The following is a 20169-nucleotide window of genomic DNA, read 5'->3' as shown; positions in this document are numbered from 1 at the left end:
AGTTCGGTGGACAGGGAACCTTGAATAGCGGTTTTGCCCGCCGTCGCATGGGAAACCACATTTTCAAAAAGATCCAGGAGGTGTCCTCCTACGCTATGAGCTACGGAGGACAGCCTTCGCTCTCAACAAAGCTTGAGAGCGAAGGCTGGCGGGGGCACAAGGATTCGAACCTTGAATAGCGGTTTTGGAGACCGCTGTGATAGCCGTTTCACCATGCCCCCACAGTTAACTTGGTAAACTACAACCCCAGTGTATCACTAATGCCTTGTAAAGCCTGAATGGTGTTTTGGACGTGACTTTCTAGGGGGATGCCCAACTCTTTCACGCCTTGGGTAATCTCCTCCCTACTCACATTGGCAGCAAATGCGGAAGATTTCAACTTCTTCAACACGCTTTCCACTGTAACTTCAGATAGCTTCTTGTTGGGCCGAACTAACGCCACCGCGACCACGAAACCAGCCAGTTCATCAGCTGCAAAAATAGTTTTCTTCAGTTGCGTATCCCACGGCTCACCAGTATGTGGAGCGTGTGCCAGAATGGCATGGATGACCTCTTCTGCTACGCCGCGTTCCCGTAAAATTGCCGAACCATTCTGGGGATGTTCGGCTATAGTCGGATGAATTTCGTAATCAAAGTCATGAAGGAGTCCGACAATCCCCCACTGCTCCTCATTTTCGCCAAACTTTTTGGCGTAGAAACGCATGACCGCCTCAACGCACAGCGCGTGCTTGCGGAGGTTTACATTCTTCGTGAACTCGTGCAGCAACGCCTCAGCTTCTGCTCGGAGCATGTGCTTTACTTGGACTCTTTGTGTAGCGTGTGCTTGCCGCACCAGGTGCAGTGCTTTTTCAATTGCAAACGCACCTTAATGGTTTTCACATTTTTGTGCGTGTGGTAATTCACATGCTTGCACACGGTGCACTCTAACTTAATCAGATTATCTTGAGACATAGGAATATTTCAGGAATGAGGTGATGAATGAATTTTACAGAACCAATTGTGCTGGTTAACCAGCCGATACCTTAGTACACACTTTGTGTCCTCCGTCGCTCGGAAGCTATGGAGGACAGCCTTCGCCGACTTGCCTTATTCTCTACGAAGGACTACTCCATGAGGTACATAGCTGGCCTGCCAATCCTTCGTCCCGCCTGAGCGTGACTTCGGATGGCTTGCCAGCCGAAGCCCTCCGAGGGCGAAGGCTGGAGCCCGAGAGAGGAGTCGAACCTCCGACCCATCGCTTACGAAGCGATTGCTCTACCACTGAGCTACTCGGGCGTACGCACGTTCTCCTGTCTCTGTGGGCTGATGACAAACTTTTTTTGTCCTCCGTCGCTCAGAAGCTATGGAGGACAGCCTTCGCCAACATTCTCATGCAAAAAGATACACTTTACCAATAAACATTGCTGGCTTGCCAATCCTTCGTCCCGCCTGAGCGTGACTTCGGATGGCTTGCCAGCCGTAGTCCTCATAGGGCGAAGGCTGGAGCCCACGAGCAGATTTGAACTGCTGACCTGCTCCTTACCATGGAGCTGCTCTACCACTGAGCTACGTGGGCATAAATATTAAAACCTCGATTGTAATGATCTGCTTTTACTCTACCACTGAGTCCCGACCCCGCAGCGGGGTCGTGGATCCTCGCCCCGACACTTCTGTGTCGAGGGCGGGACTACGTGGGCGTAATAGACTAACTCTGCCAAATTGGAAATCTCTCTCCCCTACTTTGCTGTTTTGGTTTCGGCTTTTTTTTCTGGCAGTGCGGCAATACGTTCAGCAAATTCCACAATCTTCTGGTTTTCTGGGTTTGCTTCGCGCAAGCGGGCCAAGTTTTCCTCAGCCAGGGCGCGATCCTGCCGTCGGAGCGCGTACTCTAGCACACCATCCAAGTACTTTGGGTTTGCCGGTTCCAGCATCACGGCCTCACGCAGGGCTGCAGTGGCTCGGTCTTGGTTACCGAGTTGCTCTTCTACTAACCCCAGGTCAAACTGCGTACTGGCCACTTTTGCATTCAGGGCCACGGATTGTAAGAGATCAGCTTCCGCTTCAGCCAGCTTCCCCTCTTCGCTGGCAATGTGCCCCAGGCGAGAGTAGGCGCCGTCACTGGACGACCGGAGTTTGAGCACGAATTGCAGAGCTTCCCGGGCGTTGGGGTAATTCTTCTGCGCCATGGCCACGTCAGCCAAACCCAGGTACGCATCTGCATTCTTTGGATCCAGGCTCACCACATCCACGTACAGCTGCTCTGCCCGGGCGTACTCTTCCCGTTCAAAAGCGGCTTGCGCATCAGCCAGTCCAGTTGCGACGCGGGACCGAAGTGCCAGTGGATCTTCCAACGACTTCTGCGCCATGACTTTCCGCCGGTACTCGCGTTCCATCTTGACCAAGTGCTGACGCAGACGCTGCATCCCTGTCATACCCTTCGCAAACACGCGTTTGGCATTGCGGGCAATCGCCGCTTCCACCGTACCCAGCTTCTGCTGTAACCGTTGGTCAAGAATAGCTTGCTTCTTTGCTTCGTTTTGAAATTTTGCTGTTGCTTCAATGCGGATGCCAGCCAGGGTTGGCAATTTTCGCCAGATGATAACCGCGCAGGTAATGACTGCTGCTGCGAAAATCCCCAGGAGAATCCAGTCCGTGAGCATACCTTACAGAGCGTGCCGGGCAATGCTGCGAACTTGGATATTCTCACCCAAGCGTTGCACTGCCGCACCAATGACATCACGCACGCGCAGGCTGTCATCCTTGAAGTACGCCTGGTCCAGCAAGCAATGGTCTTCCGCGTACTTTCGAATTTTCCCAGCAACAATATTTGCGACCACAGCTTCCGGTTTCCCCGCGGCTTGGCTCTTGGCAATTTCCTCTTCCTTCGCCAGCACGTCTGCGGGAATGTCCTCACTGCTCACGTAGATTGGTGACATGGCCGCCACGTGCATAGCCAGCTCATGCGCCAACTCTTGGAAAGCTTCGGTGCGGGCAACGAAGTCAGTTTCACACGCCAGGGCAATGACGCCCACAACCTTGTTGTTCGAGTGCACGTAGGTACCAATCACCCCTTCTCGGGTTTGGCGGCTCTGCTTCGCGTCAGCCACTTTCTGGCCAGACTTCCGGAGCTCGGTGATGGCCGCGTCAATATCGCCGTTGTGCGCTTCCAATGCCTTCTTGGCATCCATCATGCCAACACCAGTACGTTCACGTAGGGTTTGGATATCGGAAATGGATACGGGCATAGGAGTGTTCCTTGGAAAATGGTTAGACGGTTGGGGTTGCGGGAACCGCTGGTGCCGCAGCAGGTGCGGTAGCAGGCATCAGCTTCTTCCCTTCGGCAATCGCTTCAGCCAGCACAGTGGCAACCAGGTCAATGGACTTGGTGGCATCGTCATTCGCGGGAATGGCGTACTGCACGGCGTCAGGATTGGCGTTCGTGTCGCACATGGCAATAATCGGAATGTTCATCTTCCGCGCTTCACGCACTGCCGTCCGCTCTTTCGCCGCGTCAACCACGAACAAGGCTGCAGGCAGAGTGTCCATATACTCCATGCCGCCAATATCCCGTTGCAATTTTTCAATTTCATCTTGGAAGCTCAGGCGTTCTTTCTTGGTGTACTTTTCAAACAAGCCAACCGACTTCTCGCTCTTCAGCCGGCGGAGCTTCTTGATGAGCTCGTGAATGGTGCTGAAGTTGGTCAGTGTGCCGCCAATCCAACGTTCCACGGCAAAGGGCATGCCGCAGTCTTCTGCTGCCCGGCGCACAATGTCCTTGGCCTGGCGCTTGGTGCCCACGAAGAGCACGTTGCCACCACCTTTACCCACGGTCTGCGCAAACACGGCCGCGGCCTGAAGCTTGGCCAAGGTGGATTCCAGGTTAATGATGTGAATCCCGTTGCGGGACGTGAAGATGTACTGATCCATCTTGGGGTTCCAGCGTGATTCCTGGTGCCCGAAGTGGACGCCCTTTTGGAGCATTTCGAGGAGTGTGACCTCGCGCATAGTGTTATCCTTTCGAAATTAGCCGCTACGTCGTTTGTACCCGCAGGGTTCCCATGTGCAGGAACCAGGAATTGCAGGCCTGCCGCACCGAAATGCGGCCGGACGTATGTGAGATAGAAAGCGCAATGAATCTACCATGTCCGCGATTCTATGGCAAGGGTTCACCGGCTTGGGGTTGACAAATTGTCGTCTCTATGCTATTGTGGAATGTTTTTGAAGTAACTACTGAATATTGAAAACTGAATAACTGTAACTCAAGAAGGAGGAACGCATGTCGTTCTTATTAGCATTTATTATTTCCATTATTGGCGTGATTCCCATGCTGATTTTTCGGAAAACTGCTGCTGCGGTCATTACGGTGATCATCAGCATACTCGCCAATTGGTTCATCATTTGGTCATTTCTTCCCTCCATGGTCTGGCCGCTTTTTGGCTACTATGGAATGATGGTTTGCATTCTGTGGCTCATCAGCGCGATAGTAGCATGCTTTGATTCAAGTAGAGACGAGTTTCATCCCAATTTCTCCCTTGCATTTCCGGTCATTGGATTTGCCATCATTATCATAACTGCAATGTACGGCGGTAGCTTGTTCCATTCCGACGAATATGCACGCATGATTGGTGATGTCGAAGAAAGGATCTGGACACAAGACGTCCAGCCAAAAAATCCTGAAGATATTAGAATGGTAACGAAGGAACTCGCCGAATGGCTTGCCGACAAGCAATTAGGCGATGCCCCTGGTGCCCTAGGATCACAATTTCATGTATCGAAAGATCACATGACGTTACAGATCGTCAACGGTCAACTGTGGTACGTGGCGCCATTTGAATTTAATGGTTTTTGGGAATGGTCATCTGCTAAGGTAAGTCCGGGCTATGTCATGGTTGACGCTGAGGATCCACGTTTCCCAGTACAAATTAAATTGAATCACAAATTCGTCTACATGAATGAAGCGTGCTTCGGTAATAATTTGCCCCGGTACCTATGGAACAATGGGTACAGAGGAATTGGATTATGCGACTTTTCTTTTGAAGTTGATGACAGTCTACAACCTTACTGGGTCATTACCATTTTTGAGCCTACAATATCATTTTGGGGACCAAAAGTTCGCGGTGTACTTGTTGTCAATCCAACAACCGGCGAGAAAACTGAGTATGCAATCGGCAACATACCAGAGTGGATTGATCGAGTGATCCCAAAAGATTTTGTACAGACCTATGTTGACGATATGGGTCAGTACTCAATCAGTTGGTGGAATTCTTTCTTAGGAAAAAAAGACATCATTGAGGGAGAGACACCGAGCATAAACTATGGTTCCGATGGGAGACCATATTGGGTCACCACACTCACTTCAACGGCAGCGGCGGACGAGTCAATGGTGGGTCTTATCTATACTGACTCGAGAACCGGCAATTCGATTCGCTACAAAGCGAAAGGTGGAACCGAAGCTGGTGTAATACAGGCAGTGAATAACAAAGTTGCCTATAAAAACCAGCATGGCTCTGGGCCAGTGTTGTATAACATTTACGGCACAATGGCATCCATCGTCCCACTACTCGGTGAAAACCATTCTTTTCTGGGAGTGGCGATTGTCGAGGTAGACAAGATGATGGTAGCTGAGGGCGAGGACCAATACGATGCACTCCGGAAATACCAAGAACTTTTGGCTAGCAGTGGTCACCAAATTGCTGCCGAATTAGCTCACGAGAATGAAACTATTACCGGAATTGTTCAGCGTTTCGCTTCTGAGAATAAAAACTCAGAAACGCATTACATTTTGCTTCTGCAAGACGGTGAACAACTATTTGCGGGAGCCAGTGGACTATCGCCGAAACTTCCAATTACCAAGGTTGGTGATACAGTCGTCATCCAGTATATCGATACCCCCGAATCAATAGTGCCAATGATGGGATTCGATAATACCTCGGTACAAATTGTTGTTTCAAAATCGCAACAGGCGGTGAACGAAACCAACTTGGAGAAGCGAGCACACATAACCACGCAGCGGGAAAACGAAACAGCCCGCGGCACCGTTCAAAACATGAGCGATGAGGAGCTAAAAAAGCTTCTCGAAGCTCAAAAAGGAGACAAAAAGTAACTCTTGGGCATTTAATTGTTCTTTAGGGATCCAACAACTGGATCCCTTTTTTATTTCCCAGAATCCAGTTTCCCTTGACGAATCTTCAAACCATGGTATAGTAGGCGAACTATGAAAGACGCTATTCACCCCACCTACCACCACGACGCAAAGGTCAGCTGCGCCTGTGGGCATACGTTTGCCACTGGTTCCACCCAAAAAGACCTGCAGATTGAGGTCTGTTCAAACTGCCACCCGCTGTACACCGGCACCCAAAAGGTCATGGACGCCCAAGGTCGGGTGGAACGCTTTAAGAAGATGCAAGAGAAGACCTCTGTGAAGAAGACAGACAAACTTACACGGAAGGCCGCGAAGACCACCAAAGCCAAGAAGTAACGCAACCTGCCGCCCCTTATACTCCCTGTGGGCGGTTTTGCTATTTGCCCATATGCCAACGCTCCCCGAACTCACTGCCAAACGTGATGCTCTGGAACAGGAACTCCAAGTTGCTGCTGGGGCGGGTGATGGGAAAAAACTGGAACAGCTCTCCCGCGAGCACAAACGCGTCGTGGAGCACTTGGGTTTGCTGGGCGACCAGCAATCGTTGCAGGAACAACTGGTGGACACCGCCAGCGCCTTGGAAGACCCAGACCTGGCGGCACTTGCTACTGAAGATCACACCCGGATTACCAAAGAGCTGGCCGAAGTGGCGGAGAAGCTGCGCGTGCTGGAGCAACCCATTGACCCCATGGATGAGCGCGGTGCCCTGGTGGAAATTCGTGCTGGCGCTGGGGGCGACGAGTCGGGTTTGTTCGCTGCGGAACTCTGCCGCATGTACACCCGCTTTGCTGAGAATCACGGCTGGCACCCACACTTGGTGAGCACGAACCGCACGGGCATTGGCGGGTACAAAGAAGCAATTATTGAAATCCCCACCCCAGGTGCCTTTGGCCTGCTGCGCTGGGAGTCTGGCGTGCACCGCGTTCAGCGCGTGCCGGAAACGGAAAAGGCTGGCCGCGTGCACACCTCCACGGCGACGGTTGCCGTGCTGCCCATTGTGGAAGAGGTGGACGTGAGCATCAAACCCGAGGACATCAAAATGGAAGTGACGACCTCCTCTGGGCACGGTGGCCAGTCTGTGAACACCACCTACTCTGCTGTGCGCCTGCTGCATATTCCCACCGGGATTACGGTGCAGTGCCAGGATGAGCGATCGCAAAAGCAGAACCGAGAAAAGGGTATGAACATCATGCGTGCCCGGGTGTTTGCCTTTGAAGAAGAGAAGAAACGCAAGGCAGCAACTGAGCAGCGCAAGCAGCAAATTGGCACGGGTGACCGGAGTGAGAAAATCCGCACCTACAACTTCCCGCAAAACCGGCTGACTGACCACCGCATCAAGCAGAACTTCCACAATCTCACTGGCGTGATGGAAGGTGAACTGGACGACATTATTGCGGCCGTGCAAACTGCTGCCCACCAACCCAGCGCACAGTAATGCCCCGGCAGACTGTTGGTTCGTTTTTCCAAGCACCAAGCATAGACCCTCGAGAAGTCCGAGATCTGCTGGCTTTTGTTCTGCGAAAAAACCCAGCGCACATTCTGGCGCATCCAGAAAAGCTGCTGACCCTAACACAGATGTCGCGACTTAAAAAAGCCATCCGCCAGAGAATGGCTGGCATGCCTTTTGCGTACATTATTGGAACGCAACCCTTTGCTGGTTTTACGGTTCGGGTTACGCCCGCCGTGCTCATCCCCCGCCCGGAGACGGAGGAATTGCTGGAGCGTATCATTTCAGACTTCGCTGGCCATCCACCCAAGACGATCGCGGAGATTGGCACGGGCTCTGGCTGCTTGGTCATTGGCTTAGCCAAAGCTTTCCCCAATGCAAAAGTTGTTGCGACAGACATTTCAGCTGCAGCCCTCCGCGTGGCACGTACGAACGCCAGACTGAGCAAGGTTCATCCACGCGTCCAATTCCGCCATGGCTCGCTCACAGCCCCCCTCCAGCCAAACGAGCAATTTGATGTCATTGTCGCGAATCTCCCCTACCTTACCCCAGCGGAAACACAGAAACTCACCCGCGAACCAAAACTGGCATTACTAGGCGGAAAAAATGGCGACAAGCTGCTGCGGACGTTTTTGACCCAGTGTGCAAACCGCAAATATCCAAGCCTATACCTGGAAGTTGGGCCACAGCACCCAAAACTGCTTCAGACATTCATCAAGCGCTTGGGATATGCACAAACCACAATCAACGATGCAGCAAACCGCCCGCGCTTCCTGCACTTGACATGGCGGGGGTAGGGTGCTAGAGTTCGCGGTTCCCCCAACATTGTACTTCACACACTAGGAGGCACACATGTGCTCAACAAACCGGGGCTATCGTTGCTACTTCCCAAGCTGTGGCATCAGCGCACTCAAGAATCACCGCGAAAGAGGCAAGCCTGTGCTCTTCGGCGCCCACCTCTACGCAATTGATTCCCCCATTCACGCACGAACAATCCTCTGTGCAAATCATCTGCGGATTGTCAGAACCAGTGGGCATGTAGCGCATTTCCAACCACTGACGTACTTCCTCGAAACGGAGGATTCGTCCTACACCAGGGGTCTAGTTGCCGAGCAGATGGAGAACATGATGAACATTCGCTCGCGTACACACAAAACACGGCCACCGCGTATGGTCGCCTAAGTACTCCGTCCTGTCAGACCCTGGCAGGACGGTATTTTTTATTTCTTCGTCCGCTTGGGTTGGTGGGCCAGAATCCAATCAATGGCTTCAGCCACCCCGTCTTGATCCCAGGCGGCAACCACGTGATCTGCCGCCGCTTCCACAACCCGGGGCGCATTCCGGACCGCAAAAGAAACCCCGGCTGTTTCCAGCATGGGAATGTCGTTATGCCCGTCACCTATTGCGGCAGTTTGCGAGAGTGGGAGGTGGTAGTGATTCGCCAAGTACCGCAAGGCAAAACCTTTATTCACCTGTGGGTGCAAAAACTCCAACAGGTTGGCGCGGGTCTGGGTAATGTACAGTGCATCGCCCCACTTGCGTTTGGCCATGGCCTCTAGTTTGACCACCTTCTCTGGACTGGTTATAAACATGACTTTGATAGGCGGATGTGGGAAGGGATAGCTGACCAGATTAACCAAGCTAATTTGCCGAACCTGCTCAATCCGATCCAGGTACTCTTTGCCAAACGTATTCAGTGGCCGCTGGAAGTACACCGTGTCATGGTCCAAGGCGTACACGCACTGCTGGACCTTGTGTCGCAAACCAAATTTAATAATATCTAAGTAGAATTGCGGCGGCATGGTGCGTGAGGTGAGAATTTTATGCTTCCCACGTAGCAACGCTCCCTGAAAGCAGGCCAAAGTATGGTGCAAACCCAAACGCTGCGCAAAGGGCTGGGTGGTGCTGAACGTGCGCCCAGTGGCCAACGTCACAATAATCCCCGCTCGCACAGCACGGCGGATGGCTGCCCGATTCCGCGGGGATACCACCAAGTCTTGGCCGATGAGTGTATCGTCCAAGTCGATGGTCAGCAGTTTAACGCGTTGGCGCATTTACTCAACAACCACGGTCCGGCCTGCGGGCAGTACTTCAATCCACGTATTCCCCGGTTGGAAAACCACCGCGGTGCCGTTAGCATCAGTGAAGGTCGTGCGGCTGTTCTTCTCTGCTTTTTTCCAGGTTGCGTTTTGGACCGTCCCAGCCCCAAACACCTTCGCTGTTCCTGTTCCGGTCACGGTCATGGTCAGCCGGCCTTTTTCACCCACGGAAATGTTGTTCGAAATAGTTTGAATGACGAGATTTTTCACCACAATCTGCTGCTTCGTAAGCCGGTCTTGGTGCGCCGCATCTGCCTGACTGCGGAGCCACCCACCCTTCGCAGCATCGTAGGTGTAGACAATCTTGGTGGACTTGGTTGTTCCGGTGAAGTAGAAGGTAACTTTCTTCGCGGCCGTCACGTCAGCTGGAGCAACTGCCCCGGTCTGGGCGAATGTCCAGGGCTCAATGACCGCATCGCTGTAGGCTAATTTCTGCTTCTGGGTAATGGTATACATCTTGAACGATGTCGTGTAGAGATTATGCGGTGCTGGGCGAGACCGATCACGGACAAAAGCACCGGCCGCGCTGCCAATACCGTTAATATCATGGATGCGATTTTTCTGAATATCACCCAGCGCTTCCGGTGAACCACCGGCATGCGCGTATGCAGCATCATACTCAGTTAGCCATGACAGGTAGTATGGCCGGGCGGAACGAACGGGTCCAATTTGATCAACCTTTCCTTGGTCAAAAATTGCCATGAACCGAGTAATGCCACCTTCCACCAATGCTTCGTAGACTACAGAAGCAGCCTGCAGACCGGACTGCGGCCGTGCGGGCGATGCATTATCAATCATGACTGCCAACGGGTAGTAGTGCCCGTGCACGTACCGGTTCCCACCAGCCAAATCTGGTGAAAAGGGTATATTCGCTACATTTACATTCTCATACCCTGCAGTATTGGTCACCAACTCAGTCTCATCATCCGATGAGCCAGAGCTAAGCGCAATGCCAACCCCAATGATGATAATTGCCAGAGCAACCGCGGCACCACCGAGCGCAAGCCAGCGTGAACCACCTGTACCAAATTTGGCTGACAGTCGTTGCCAGGCACTCTGGGTTTCTGCGGGAGGAATGGACTTCTTAGAAGTATTACTCAGATCCGTTGCAGGATCAACCACGGGCGCTGGTTTTGCTGCTGGTGCTTTTTTTGCCGATGCTTTGGGGGTGACTTTGACTTCTTCAACAGATTTTTTGGGAGCTTTTGCCATGTGCGTTGTTTGAAAAGGAAAAAATTTATGAATAAGTGACATTTCGCTCGGGCAGATCAACCACCTCAACCCAGGTTTGCCCACGATTCAGGGAAAGCGGTTCCCCATTCGCATCAGTGAACGTGAGCTGCGTAGCCGCCTCCGGCTTTCGCCACTTCCCTACAATAACATTTCCATCCTGAAAAACCAACGCCTTGCCTTCACCCACGACCAAAATGTTCCGTCGAAGCGCATCGAAGAGCGTTGACGTCGTAAAGAGGACCACGACATTCTTGGGGGTAATCCCCTGTCCGTTTTCCTTGTCTTTCGCTGCTATTCCCCCTTGCGAACGAAGGTAGCTATTCGTGGCTGCGTCATAGGCATACCCAACCCGATACGATGCCGTAGAAAAATCCACCGTCACTTTTGTGGCCACCGGAGGTTGCACTGGGCGATCATCCTTAAAGGACCAGGGCGTGAATGTGCCCTTGTCGTCAAGTTTCAAACCCTTCCGACCAAGCTCTAGCAACCGAAGCGAGGTGAAAAGCGCGTGCTCAGACGGACGGCCGCTGATGCGGTCAAAATTATAGGGTTTTGCAAACTGGTCAAAGTCAACGATGCCGGTTTTCTGGATTTGCTCTTTCGCCTGGGGTGAGTATCCAGCATGGACGAACATCCCGTTATACGCCCGCGCGAGTTGCACAAAGTACGGCCGTGCCGAACGCACTGGACCAATCTGTAGATCACCATTGATTGCAAACACGGCCAAGAAGCGGGTGATGCCACCCTCAGCCAAAGCTTCGTAGACCACGCCAGCCTGGCTCAACCCGCTCTGCGGCCGCACGCTGGAGTGATTTTCAATTACTACGGCTAATGGCAAAAAATTTGCCTTTACAGCCGGAACAAGCACGCCATCAAGACGCCGTGCTTGTTCTGCACTGGTGACCGTCTCGACATTTGCGGCACTACTTTTTTTTACACTCTTGCTCCGGTAGAGGTAGTAACCACCTGTGGAAATACTCCCCAGCGCTACCACGACACCAGCCACCACCCACGGCCAACGCCGTTTGCGCTTGCCAAAGGTGTAGTCACTAGGTCTATCCGTGAGCCTCCCTCCCATAGGCGCCCTAGGCTTTCTTCGCGGGTGCAGCTTCTGCACCTGGTGCAGCGACAACTGCCTCTTCTTCAGCTCCGACTGGCTTCTCCACTTTCTGGACAGCCTCCACATTCTCTTCCACTTTTTCATCCAGAGCTTTCAGTTCATCTTCTGTTCGAGGTGCCTCAACCACCGCAATAATCTCTTCCGCCTTCGTTTCCAGCGTAACACCTTTGGGTAACGGAATATCAGCAACGGTAATACGAGATTCAAAATTTTCTAACCGGCGAATATCAACCGTCAATTCTGATGGCAAATCTGCAGGCAAACAGGTAATTTTCAGCGTGTCAATGTTCTTCACCAGAATGCCGCCCAAGGCTTTGACTGCTGGGGACTCACCGGTGAAGACTAACGGCACATCATTACTAATCTTCTCATTCATGCGGACTTGGTAGAAATCCACATGCTGAATAGTACCCAGCGTTGGATGACGGTGGACATCTTGGATGAGGGTCTGCACTGGCGCGCCACCCTGGAGTGAAAGCGTTACCAATGTTGATTCGCCAGCTTCACGGAAAACCTTCTCAAAGTCACTACGAGGAACCGCAATTGTTTGGCTGGCAATACCATGGCCGTACACCACAGCTGGAATGTGATCTTCTTTGCGAACGCGAGTGCGTTCACCTTTGGAAGCGGTGCGAGGAATAGCAGTAAGCGAGAGCGTCATACAAATCAATCAAAGAGATGAGAAAGAAGACAATCAAAGAAAAAGACTGAGCGCTTCATCTGCTCCAGTTGGCGACTTGCCTAGCGAAGCCGGAAGGTGGATCGGCCCAGCGCTGTATGCAGCGCCAGAACGTCTTCGGCATTGACTGGCTGCGCGGCAATGAATCGCTCCGCGTCTGCTCCAGTCAAGTCGGTGACGATTTCCACAGACCGTAAGCCATTGACAGTAATCCCCACCAAGGCCAGAAGGCCGGTGCGACATTGCTGGCACACCAGGTGTAAGAGCTGCTGCTCCTCATCCTCAGCCACAACCGTCACATTCGCCGGCTGGAAGAGGCTTCGACACCGAGGGCAACTCCCGGTAAACCGGGCATGCAGACGAGATGGGAATGAAGGGAGCATGGGCATAGGTACAAGAAATGTACGGGGTGACCATACCACGTGGCTCCCTGTTCGTCAACTCTCTAAACCGCTGGTTCGCCGACGGACAGCCACGCTCTGCACCATACCCAAGGCCAGGAGACTGGCGACCATGGAACTTCCCCCTGCACTGACGAAGGGCAAAGGAATACCAGCCACCGGAAACAAACCAACGTTCATGCCCACATTAATCCCTACCTGCACCGCGTAGCCTATCGCAACTCCGGCACAGAGGAATGCTCCAAAATCTTCCCGGGCGTGGCGGCCAATGGAAAGCGTCCGTACGAGCACTACCCCAAAGCTGCCCAGGAGCAGGAGGACGCCAACAAATCCAAACTCTTCTGCCAGCACCGCAAAAATGAAGTCTGTTTGCTGTTCGGGAAGGAAGTTCAACTGACTCTGCGTGCCCTGGCCAAATCCCCGGCCGAAGAGCTGACCCGAGCCGACCGCGATGAGCGCTTGGGTGACGTTGTAGCCTTGGCCTAAAGGGTCGGCTTCTGGATGGAAGACTTGCTGAATCCGATTCTTCTGGTAGTCACGTAGCAAGAATGCATAACTCAGACTACCGAGCACAACAAGCAGGGTGAGGAGAATAGCGATTTGCCGCCCACGAATATTCGCCATGAGCAGTAAACCCAAAAAGATGCCCCCAAGGACAACCGCTGACCCCAGGTCAGGCTGGAGGAGCACCAAGCCAATGAGGATAGCCACGAAGCCACCGGAAATGAAAAGGTGCCGCCACTGGTCAAAGGCTCGGGCAAACCTGGCGAGGTACGCACTGAACGCAATGATCCATAGCAGTTTTGCCAGCTCGACCGGCTGAAAACTGGCGCCCGCAATCACGAACCACCCAGTCGTACTCCGAATTTCTTTCCCAAAAAAAAGCACGCCCAGCAGAAGGAGCACGGCAACAACGTACGCTACCGTACTCAGCCCACGGATAGTTCGATAGTCAACCAAAACCGCGCCAATGAAAATGACCAAACCGACGCCAACAAAAATACCCTGCTGGGTAAACGTTGACCAATCTGGAGGACTCTTTGCCACAGTGACACTCGCCAAAGCCACCAGCCCAAAAAGAATGAGCACACCACTGGCGACAGCCAGTGGCCAATCAAGGTGCGCGAGAATCCGCAATGACGAACGCGCCATGCTACGATGCAACAATTATCTCAGCGTGAAGTTCAGGGTACGTTTGAATGGAAGTGACACCACTCACCACGTCTTCCCACTCCACCGAAAAAGGTGCACGCGCTTCCCGTGGCACTGAGACAATTGCCGTGCGGACGCCCACCACGCTCTGGTCACGGAGGAGCAGAATGCCAATTCGTAACCCACGAATGGCGTAGAGCGACGGATTGACGACCGTACCTGTCACCTGCGTTACCATGCGCTTCGCCTGGTCACCTGTGGTCAGCTCAACTTGTGCTTGCTGCACATTTTCAATCTTCACCCGAATGTCTGCAAACGGATCAATAACCTGCCGGGTCCACGAAACTCTGGTGAGCGTTGCCGTTGGTTGCGGCACCCCGGTGGTGGACTTTGGCTCAATGTCTAAGGCAACGGCGTAGAGGGTAGACTTGGGTGATAGGACAACTCGTACAGGAGGTAAGGTTTTTGCCCCACCTTGGAAGGTCACCTCAGCGACTGCCTGCCAGTTTGCATTTGGATTTTCCAGCCGCTGCAAAAAATCAAACCGACCAGCACCGTGGAGTACAGAAACTGGTGCCGCGGTCACAAGGGGTTTTGGCGCCACGACAGCCGATTGCTCCCCAACCGATGCAACGCTTGCGACAATGATTTGCGTGATACTCCCGCTATCCTGGAATTTGAAGAGGAAGAGCAAACCTTGGGTGAGCACGGCGGACAGCAGAAAAACATTGACGCCCAGGATGCAAATAACCCACCACTTCCGGAGCTCTTGCCGGTTGGTCAGCACCCAGGCATTCAAGCGTAAACTGAGGTCCGAAACATTGTCCGTTTGCATGGCTGCAGTATATCTCTTCCCCCCATATCTCCGCTAGTCGTGCGGGTTTTTACGCCGTACCCCCTTTTTGGCACTGTGCTATACTCTGCCTATGAGCACTGGAGACATCCTCAACATCGTTTTGGCGGTTGTGCTGCTTGGGGTCGGGACCGGCATTGTCTGGCTCCTGTACTACCTCGTGCAGATTGTCAAAGACATTCACGGGGCAATTACGGAATTCCGACAGATGATCCAAGGTGTCCACCAGCGTCTCACGCACTTTGGGGAAATGCTCGACGTCATCCAATCCAAAGTCAGCTCCTCGGCATCGGCGGTGAGCAGCGTAGTTCGCGCGGTAACCGAAATTGTTTCCTTTGCCCGAGAGAAAAAAGCGAAGCGCGCCGCAAAGCGATCTGTTGAAGAATCCGAGGACTTCTAGCGCCCCACGATCCAGGCGAACATCTGGACGAGCGCGTTTTTGTATCTGCACCCATGGCATTCGTCCACCTTCACGTTCACTCTCACTACTCCCTCCTCGATGGGTTACCAAAACTCGACGAGCTGGTTGCGTTTGCTCAGGCGCAGGGCGCCCCGGCCGTTGCGCTGACTGACCACGGCGTACTGTACGGGGCGGTGGAGTTCTACCAGAAAGCGACCAAGGCTGGGATCAAACCCATCATCGGCGTGGAAACCTACGTGGCCAAACGCACCCGCTTTGACAAGGAGCCGCGCATTGACGAGCGGCCCTTCCATCTGGTGCTGCTGGCGAAGAATGCCATGGGGTATAAAAATCTCATTGCCTTGGTGAGCACGGCGCACTTGGAAGGCTACTACTACCGGGCACGGGTTGACCATGACCTCCTCCAGCAGCACCACGAAGGCGTCATTGCTCTCTCCGCCTGCCTGCAAGGTGAGCTGGCCCAAGCGATTCTGGGAAAAATTAACGCTAGCCCCGAGGCAGTCATTGAAAAGCACCTGGCCATTTTTGGCAAAGAAAACTACGTGCTGGAAGTGCAGCCGCATGACCTGCCCGACCAGCAAAAAGTGAACTCGGCAATTTTTGCCTTGGCCAAGAAGTATGACCTCATGGTAGTAGCTACGAACGACGTGCACTACCTGCAGCCCGAAGATGCGGAGATGCAGGATGTCCTGCTGGCCATTCAAACGAAAACCACAGTGGACGATCCAAACCGTCTTACCATGACAGGCATTGATGTCAGCATGCGACCAGAGGCCGAGATGCTTACAGCGTTCCCTGACCATCCTGAGGTGGTGTCGAACACCCTACAGATAGCAGAGCAGTGCAACGTTGAAATACCGTTGGGGGTGACCCAGCTCCCCCACTTTGCTGTGCCGGGTGGCAAAACCGCTGACGTGTACCTGCGGGAGCTCTGCCTGGAAGGTATCCCCAAACGCTACCCTGGCCGGGAAACTGATCCCATCATTCTCAAAAGACTCGACTACGAACTTGAGGTCATCACCACCACGGGTTTTGCGGGCTACTTTCTCATTGTCCAAGACTTTGTGAACTGGGCCAAGAGCCAAGGGATTGTCGTTGGCCCTGGTCGCGGCTCAGCCGCAGGTTCCATTGTCTCGTACCTATCGAATATCACCAACGTGGATCCGCTGGCGTACGACCTGCTCTTCGAACGATTTCTCAACCCCGAGCGCATCTCCATGCCGGATATTGACTTGGACTTTGCCGATACCCGGCGTGATGAAGTGCTCGGCTACGTCGCGCACAAGTACGGCGCAGACCACGTGGCGCAAATCATTACCTTTGGGACCATGGCTGCCCGCGCTGCCATCCGGGACGTTGGCCGTGCCTTGGGCTTCCCCTATACCTACTGCGACCGCGTGGCCAAACTCATTCCCATGTTCACCACCTTGGGTGAAGCAATCAAAGACATTCCGGAACTGGCGGAGATTATTCAAAAAGACCCAGACGGCCGCCGCCTGCTGACCGTGGCGCAGAAACTGGAAGGCGTGGCGCGGCATGCTTCCGTGCACGCGTGCGGCGTGGTGATTACCAAAGACCCCCTGATTGACCACGTGCCCCTGCAGCACGCAAGCCCGGACGACGAGAGCATCATCAGCCAGTACTCACTCCACCCCATTGAAGACCTGGGGTTACTGAAAATGGACTTCCTGGGTTTACGGAACTTGACTGTGCTGGAACAGACCATTGAGATTGCCCGCAAAGGCCACGGCAAAGAGTACGACCTAGATCGGCTTCCCCTGGACGACCCCAAAGCCTTTGCCTTGCTGCGCGAAGGGCACACCACCGGGGTGTTCCAGTTGGAATCCTCAGGCATGCGCCGGTACCTGCGGGAATTGGAGCCAACCACGCTGGAAGACATCATCGCCATGGTCTCGCTGTACCGCCCTGGGCCAATGGAATTCATCCCTGACTTCATTGCCCGCAAGCACGGGGAGAAGACTGTTACCTACATTCACCCCAAACTGGAGAAAGTACTGGCCAAAACCTACGGCGTGGCCGTGTACCAGGAGCAAATTATGGAAATTGCGCGAGAGTTGGCGGGCTTTACCTTGGGCGAAGCTGACGTCCTCCGGAAAGCAGTGGGTAAAAAAATTGCCAAATTATTGAACGAGCAACGGCAGAAGTTCATTGACGGCTGCGTGGCAAACGGCATTCCCAAGGCCACGGGCGCCAAGGTGTTTGACTTCATTGAACCGTTTGCGCGCTACGGGTTCAACCGCTCCCACGCCGCCTGCTACGCGCTCATCGCCTACCAAACCGCGTACTTCAAAGCGAATGAACCCGAAGCCTTCATGGCCGCCCTGCTGACCGGTGACCACGCCTTCATTGAGCGCATTGCCATTGAGATTGAAGAGTGCCGCGCCATGGGCATCACCGTGCTCCCCCCAGACATTAACGAAAGCTACACGACGTTTACGGCGGTGTATGAACCCGAGACCAAAGCACCAACTCGGACCATTCGCTTTGGCCTTTCCGCCATTAAGAATGTGGGGGAAAATGTGGTGGCTGCCATTGTGCACGAACGCAAAGAGCACGGGGCTTTTTCCTCACTGGAAGACTTCCTGCAACGCGTCCGGGTGAAGGACTTGAACAAGAAATCTCTGGAGAGCTTGGTGAAGAGTGGCGCCTTGGATCGCTTTGGTGAACGCGGTGCGCTGCTGAGCAACATGGATGGGCTGCTGCAGTTCAACCGCAACGCCTCGGCGGCTGCCGTGTCAAACCAGAGCTCCCTCTTTGGCGGCACCAGCATGATTGCCGCCCCCACCATCCGGCTGGGTATGGCAGAACCAGTGAGCAAGCAGCAGCGCTTGCAGTGGGAGAAAGAACTCCTGGGCTTGTACCTCTCAGACCACCCGCTCCGTGACTACCAGCATAACCTCAGCCTGATTGCCGCACCCATCCGAACCCTGGCCGAGCACGCGCGGGATGCAAAGGTTCGCATTGGCGGGATCGTCTCCAAAGTCCAGAAGGTGATGACGAAGAAAAATGAGGCGATGCTCTTCGTGAAAGTGGAAGACGCTAGCAGTGGCGTGGAAGTTTTAGTCTTCCCAAAGCTGCTCCAGCAGACTGCGGATCTGTGGGTGGAAGAACGCTTGGTGATTGTGGAAGGGAAAGTGTCGGACAAAGATGGTGAGCCAAAATTGCTGGCTGATGCTGCCCGGGAACTCGACACCGCCGCGCTGCAGGCGTACGCTGAACGCAGTGGCCACCAGGATCGCCCGTTAGTCATTGCGCTGCCCAAAGATTTTCCCCGCCCACAGTTTGACGAACTCCAGCGCATCCTCACTGCCTACCCGGGCCAAGTTCCAGTGGAGTACACTGTCCCTAATGGCACTGGACCCAAAAGAATTTCCGCTAACCTCACCACTGACCCGCAAGCCGCGTGGACAGAACTCACCGCGCTGTTGGGCCGGGGTAGCCTCCAACGCCTATGACCAAAAAAACACCCCGAACCACCTCGGAACAGAAGATCATGGTTCTCTGCTTCTTCGCCGCCGCCGTACTACTCTTCGCTGGCGTCCTGGTGCTGGCCATGGGCCGTAGCAGCATCAGGTTTACCTGGACGCCCCAGGCAGTGGAGGCGACAACAACCGCAACCTTTGCCGCCAAGCCAAATGCCGAAGAACTCCCTGCGCGCTTTGTACAAACCTCGGTGGAGGTAACCAAAGACTTCACCCCGGAAACGGATCCGACCCCAACCGCCACGCCCGTGTTCACCGGCAAAGCCCGCGGCCAAGTGACCATTACCAACAACTGGTCCCAAACCCAACCCCTGCAAGCAGGTACCCGCGTCCGATCAGCTGATGGAAAGATTTTTCGCACCCAAGCACGCGTGGACGTGCCGGTTGGCGGCAGCGTAACCACCTTGGTCATTGCCGATGAAGCAGGTGAAGCCGGGGCAAAAACCAAGGGAACAACATTCATCCTCCCAGGGTTGTGGGCTGGTTTACAGGACAAAATTACCGCGGTTGCGGCCAGCGACTTTACGGGTGAGAACAGTGAACCCGCACTGCCTGGCCTAACGCAGACGGAACTGGCAAATGCCCAAACCGAACTCCTGGCCACAGCTGCGGCCGACGCGCTGCCTGCGCTCCAGAAACTGGCACCCGAAGATTTTACCCTCTACCCCGAGATGATTGCCACCACTGTGACCAAGCGCGTTGGCCCAGCCGCGGGTGACCCAGCGAAGGCCTACACCCTCAAACTCACGGTGAAAGCCACGGGCATTGCCGTGGATACCCAAGCGCTCACCGCGGCTGCCAAGCTCACGCTTGGCGCAGCTGTGTCCAGTGACTTGGAACTGCAGAATGTGAACCCAACAACCTTCACCTACAAAGTGGATACCCTGGACAGCAAAGCTGAAAAAGCGACGGTCACCGTCAAAGTGAAGGGCACCAGCAAACCCTCAGCCACCCATCCCCTCCTGACCCCAGCAACCTACCTGGGCAAGAGCATCGTGGATGTGCAGACCTTACTGCAAAAAGAAAGCGCCGTGGGAAATATCACTATTGACGTTACACCTTTCTGGACAAAGAACATTCCGAATGATGCTAGCAAGCTAGAACTGAAGGTGGAGTAAGAGAAAATGATTGAATAAGAAA

Annotated in this window: 19 protein-coding genes and 3 tRNA genes; 7 read left to right on the top strand and 15 right to left on the bottom strand. The window is 53.9% G+C overall.

Annotated features, from left to right (window positions below; genetic code table 11):
* Positions 1–146: 146 nt before the first annotated feature.
* The 8 genes from WCV85_02225 to rpsB all read right to left on the bottom strand — a co-directional run bounded on the left by WCV85_02225 (position 147) and on the right by rpsB (position 3984).
* A tRNA-Trp gene (locus WCV85_02225) sits at positions 147–221 on the bottom strand.
* Between the two features lie 17 nt (positions 222–238).
* The gene (locus WCV85_02220; GenBank protein ID MFA6473668.1) at positions 239–790 is read right to left on the bottom strand and encodes an HDIG domain-containing metalloprotein; all 552 of its coding nucleotides are present in this window, start codon (positions 788–790) and stop codon (positions 239–241) included.
* A 5-nt stretch (positions 791–795) separates the two neighbouring features.
* The gene (gene rpmG / locus WCV85_02215) at positions 796–951 is read right to left on the bottom strand and encodes a 50S ribosomal protein L33 (GenBank protein MFA6473667.1); all 156 of its coding nucleotides are present in this window, start codon (positions 949–951) and stop codon (positions 796–798) included.
* Between the two features lie 249 nt (positions 952–1200).
* Positions 1201–1275 (bottom strand) — tRNA-Thr (locus WCV85_02210).
* 205 nt (positions 1276–1480) lie between these two features.
* Positions 1481–1555, bottom strand: a tRNA-Thr gene (locus WCV85_02205).
* Positions 1556–1715: 160 nt separating this feature from the next.
* Positions 1716–2639, bottom strand: a complete 924-nt coding sequence (locus tag WCV85_02200; GenBank protein MFA6473666.1) for a tetratricopeptide repeat protein — start codon at positions 2637–2639, stop codon at positions 1716–1718.
* Positions 2640–2642: 3 nt separating this feature from the next.
* Positions 2643–3224, bottom strand: a complete 582-nt coding sequence (tsf, locus tag WCV85_02195; GenBank protein ID MFA6473665.1) for an elongation factor Ts — start codon at positions 3222–3224, stop codon at positions 2643–2645.
* 22 nt (positions 3225–3246) lie between these two features.
* Positions 3247–3984, bottom strand: coding sequence for a 30S ribosomal protein S2 (gene rpsB / locus WCV85_02190; protein ID MFA6473664.1), 738 nt, complete (start codon positions 3982–3984; stop codon positions 3247–3249).
* Between the two features lie 271 nt (positions 3985–4255).
* On the opposite strand from rpsB, the gene WCV85_02185 reads away from it, so the two are divergent.
* From WCV85_02185 to prmC, 4 genes are all read left to right on the top strand, one after another.
* The gene (locus tag WCV85_02185) at positions 4256–6082 is read left to right on the top strand and encodes a hypothetical protein (GenBank protein MFA6473663.1); all 1827 of its coding nucleotides are present in this window, start codon (positions 4256–4258) and stop codon (positions 6080–6082) included.
* Positions 6083–6193: 111 nt separating this feature from the next.
* A complete protein-coding gene (gene rpmE / locus WCV85_02180) occupies positions 6194–6457 on the top strand; it encodes a 50S ribosomal protein L31 (protein ID MFA6473662.1) in 264 nt (87 codons plus the stop codon).
* A gap of 52 nt (positions 6458–6509) precedes the next feature.
* Positions 6510–7556, top strand: coding sequence for a peptide chain release factor 1 (gene prfA, locus WCV85_02175; GenBank protein MFA6473661.1), 1047 nt, complete (start codon positions 6510–6512; stop codon positions 7554–7556).
* Positions 7556–8365: a peptide chain release factor N(5)-glutamine methyltransferase gene (prmC, locus tag WCV85_02170; protein MFA6473660.1), complete on the top strand. Its 810-nt coding sequence runs from the start codon at positions 7556–7558 to the stop codon at positions 8363–8365. Before prfA ends, prmC begins: the two co-directional genes overlap by 1 nt.
* A gap of 423 nt (positions 8366–8788) precedes the next feature.
* Here prmC and WCV85_02165 read toward each other — a convergent pair whose 3' ends face one another.
* The 7 genes from WCV85_02165 to WCV85_02135 all read right to left on the bottom strand — a co-directional run bounded on the left by WCV85_02165 (position 8789) and on the right by WCV85_02135 (position 15087).
* A complete protein-coding gene (locus WCV85_02165) occupies positions 8789–9622 on the bottom strand; it encodes a Cof-type HAD-IIB family hydrolase (protein MFA6473659.1) in 834 nt (277 codons plus the stop codon).
* A complete protein-coding gene (locus WCV85_02160) occupies positions 9623–10879 on the bottom strand; it encodes a DUF3048 domain-containing protein (GenBank protein MFA6473658.1) in 1257 nt (418 codons plus the stop codon).
* 25 nt (positions 10880–10904) lie between these two features.
* The gene (locus WCV85_02155) at positions 10905–11978 is read right to left on the bottom strand and encodes a DUF3048 domain-containing protein (protein MFA6473657.1); all 1074 of its coding nucleotides are present in this window, start codon (positions 11976–11978) and stop codon (positions 10905–10907) included.
* 7 nt (positions 11979–11985) lie between these two features.
* Positions 11986–12681 carry a 50S ribosomal protein L25 gene (locus tag WCV85_02150; protein ID MFA6473656.1) on the bottom strand — a complete coding sequence of 232 codons (696 nt, stop codon included), beginning with the start codon at positions 12679–12681 and terminating at the stop codon, positions 11986–11988.
* An 80-nt stretch (positions 12682–12761) separates the two neighbouring features.
* Positions 12762–13088: a hypothetical protein gene (locus tag WCV85_02145; GenBank protein ID MFA6473655.1), complete on the bottom strand. Its 327-nt coding sequence runs from the start codon at positions 13086–13088 to the stop codon at positions 12762–12764.
* 48 nt (positions 13089–13136) lie between these two features.
* Positions 13137–14252 carry an FtsW/RodA/SpoVE family cell cycle protein gene (locus WCV85_02140; protein ID MFA6473654.1) on the bottom strand — a complete coding sequence of 372 codons (1116 nt, stop codon included), beginning with the start codon at positions 14250–14252 and terminating at the stop codon, positions 13137–13139.
* A 1-nt stretch (position 14253) separates the two neighbouring features.
* Positions 14254–15087: a hypothetical protein gene (locus tag WCV85_02135; GenBank protein ID MFA6473653.1), complete on the bottom strand. Its 834-nt coding sequence runs from the start codon at positions 15085–15087 to the stop codon at positions 14254–14256.
* 91 nt (positions 15088–15178) lie between these two features.
* Here WCV85_02135 and WCV85_02130 point away from each other — a divergent pair, with 91 nt between their 5' ends.
* Genes WCV85_02130 through WCV85_02120 form a run of 3 tightly spaced genes read left to right on the top strand, consistent with a single transcriptional unit; the run spans position 15179 to position 20147 of the window.
* A complete protein-coding gene (locus tag WCV85_02130; GenBank protein ID MFA6473652.1) occupies positions 15179–15505 on the top strand; it encodes a hypothetical protein in 327 nt (108 codons plus the stop codon).
* Positions 15506–15558: 53 nt separating this feature from the next.
* On the top strand, positions 15559–19002 hold the full coding sequence (locus WCV85_02125) for a DNA polymerase III subunit alpha (GenBank protein ID MFA6473651.1): 3444 nt from the start codon (positions 15559–15561) through the stop codon (positions 19000–19002).
* Entirely contained in the window at positions 18999–20147 is a 1149-nt protein-coding gene (locus WCV85_02120) for a baseplate J/gp47 family protein (GenBank protein MFA6473650.1), read from the top strand. Before WCV85_02125 ends, WCV85_02120 begins: the two co-directional genes overlap by 4 nt.
* The last annotated feature ends 22 nt before the right edge of the window (positions 20148–20169 follow it).

Source organism: Patescibacteria group bacterium, from assembly GCA_041665345.1.
Classification (GTDB): Bacteria; Patescibacteriota; Patescibacteriia; order PEXW01; family PEXW01; genus JBAYJA01.
The sequence above is the reverse complement of the archived record's forward strand: the minus strand, read 5'-3'. Positions and strand labels throughout refer to the sequence as shown.

Bases quoted from the DNA above. Each gene is read 5' to 3' on its own strand.
- WCV85_02220 (MFA6473668.1), bottom strand. From the start codon at position 790: ATGCTCCGAGCAGAAGCTGAGGCGTTGCTGCACGAGTTCACGAAGAAT.
- rpmG (MFA6473667.1), bottom strand. From the start codon at position 951: ATGTCTCAAGATAATCTGATTAAGTTAGAGTGCACCGTGTGCAAGCAT.
- WCV85_02200 (MFA6473666.1), bottom strand. From the start codon at position 2,639: ATGCTCACGGACTGGATTCTCCTGGGGATTTTCGCAGCAGCAGTCATT.
- tsf (MFA6473665.1), bottom strand. From the start codon at position 3,224: ATGCCCGTATCCATTTCCGATATCCAAACCCTACGTGAACGTACTGGT.
- rpsB (MFA6473664.1), bottom strand. From the start codon at position 3,984: ATGCGCGAGGTCACACTCCTCGAAATGCTCCAAAAGGGCGTCCACTTC.
- WCV85_02185 (MFA6473663.1), top strand. From the start codon at position 4,256: ATGTCGTTCTTATTAGCATTTATTATTTCCATTATTGGCGTGATTCCC.
- rpmE (MFA6473662.1), top strand. From the start codon at position 6,194: ATGAAAGACGCTATTCACCCCACCTACCACCACGACGCAAAGGTCAGC.
- prfA (MFA6473661.1), top strand. From the start codon at position 6,510: ATGCCAACGCTCCCCGAACTCACTGCCAAACGTGATGCTCTGGAACAG.
- prmC (MFA6473660.1), top strand. From the start codon at position 7,556: ATGCCCCGGCAGACTGTTGGTTCGTTTTTCCAAGCACCAAGCATAGAC.
- WCV85_02165 (MFA6473659.1), bottom strand. From the start codon at position 9,622: ATGCGCCAACGCGTTAAACTGCTGACCATCGACTTGGACGATACACTC.
- WCV85_02160 (MFA6473658.1), bottom strand. From the start codon at position 10,879: ATGGCAAAAGCTCCCAAAAAATCTGTTGAAGAAGTCAAAGTCACCCCC.
- WCV85_02155 (MFA6473657.1), bottom strand. From the start codon at position 11,978: ATGGGAGGGAGGCTCACGGATAGACCTAGTGACTACACCTTTGGCAAG.
- WCV85_02150 (MFA6473656.1), bottom strand. From the start codon at position 12,681: ATGACGCTCTCGCTTACTGCTATTCCTCGCACCGCTTCCAAAGGTGAA.
- WCV85_02145 (MFA6473655.1), bottom strand. From the start codon at position 13,088: ATGCCCATGCTCCCTTCATTCCCATCTCGTCTGCATGCCCGGTTTACC.
- WCV85_02140 (MFA6473654.1), bottom strand. From the start codon at position 14,252: ATGGCGCGTTCGTCATTGCGGATTCTCGCGCACCTTGATTGGCCACTG.
- WCV85_02135 (MFA6473653.1), bottom strand. From the start codon at position 15,087: ATGCAAACGGACAATGTTTCGGACCTCAGTTTACGCTTGAATGCCTGG.
- WCV85_02130 (MFA6473652.1), top strand. From the start codon at position 15,179: ATGAGCACTGGAGACATCCTCAACATCGTTTTGGCGGTTGTGCTGCTT.
- WCV85_02125 (MFA6473651.1), top strand. From the start codon at position 15,559: ATGGCATTCGTCCACCTTCACGTTCACTCTCACTACTCCCTCCTCGAT.
- WCV85_02120 (MFA6473650.1), top strand. From the start codon at position 18,999: ATGACCAAAAAAACACCCCGAACCACCTCGGAACAGAAGATCATGGTT.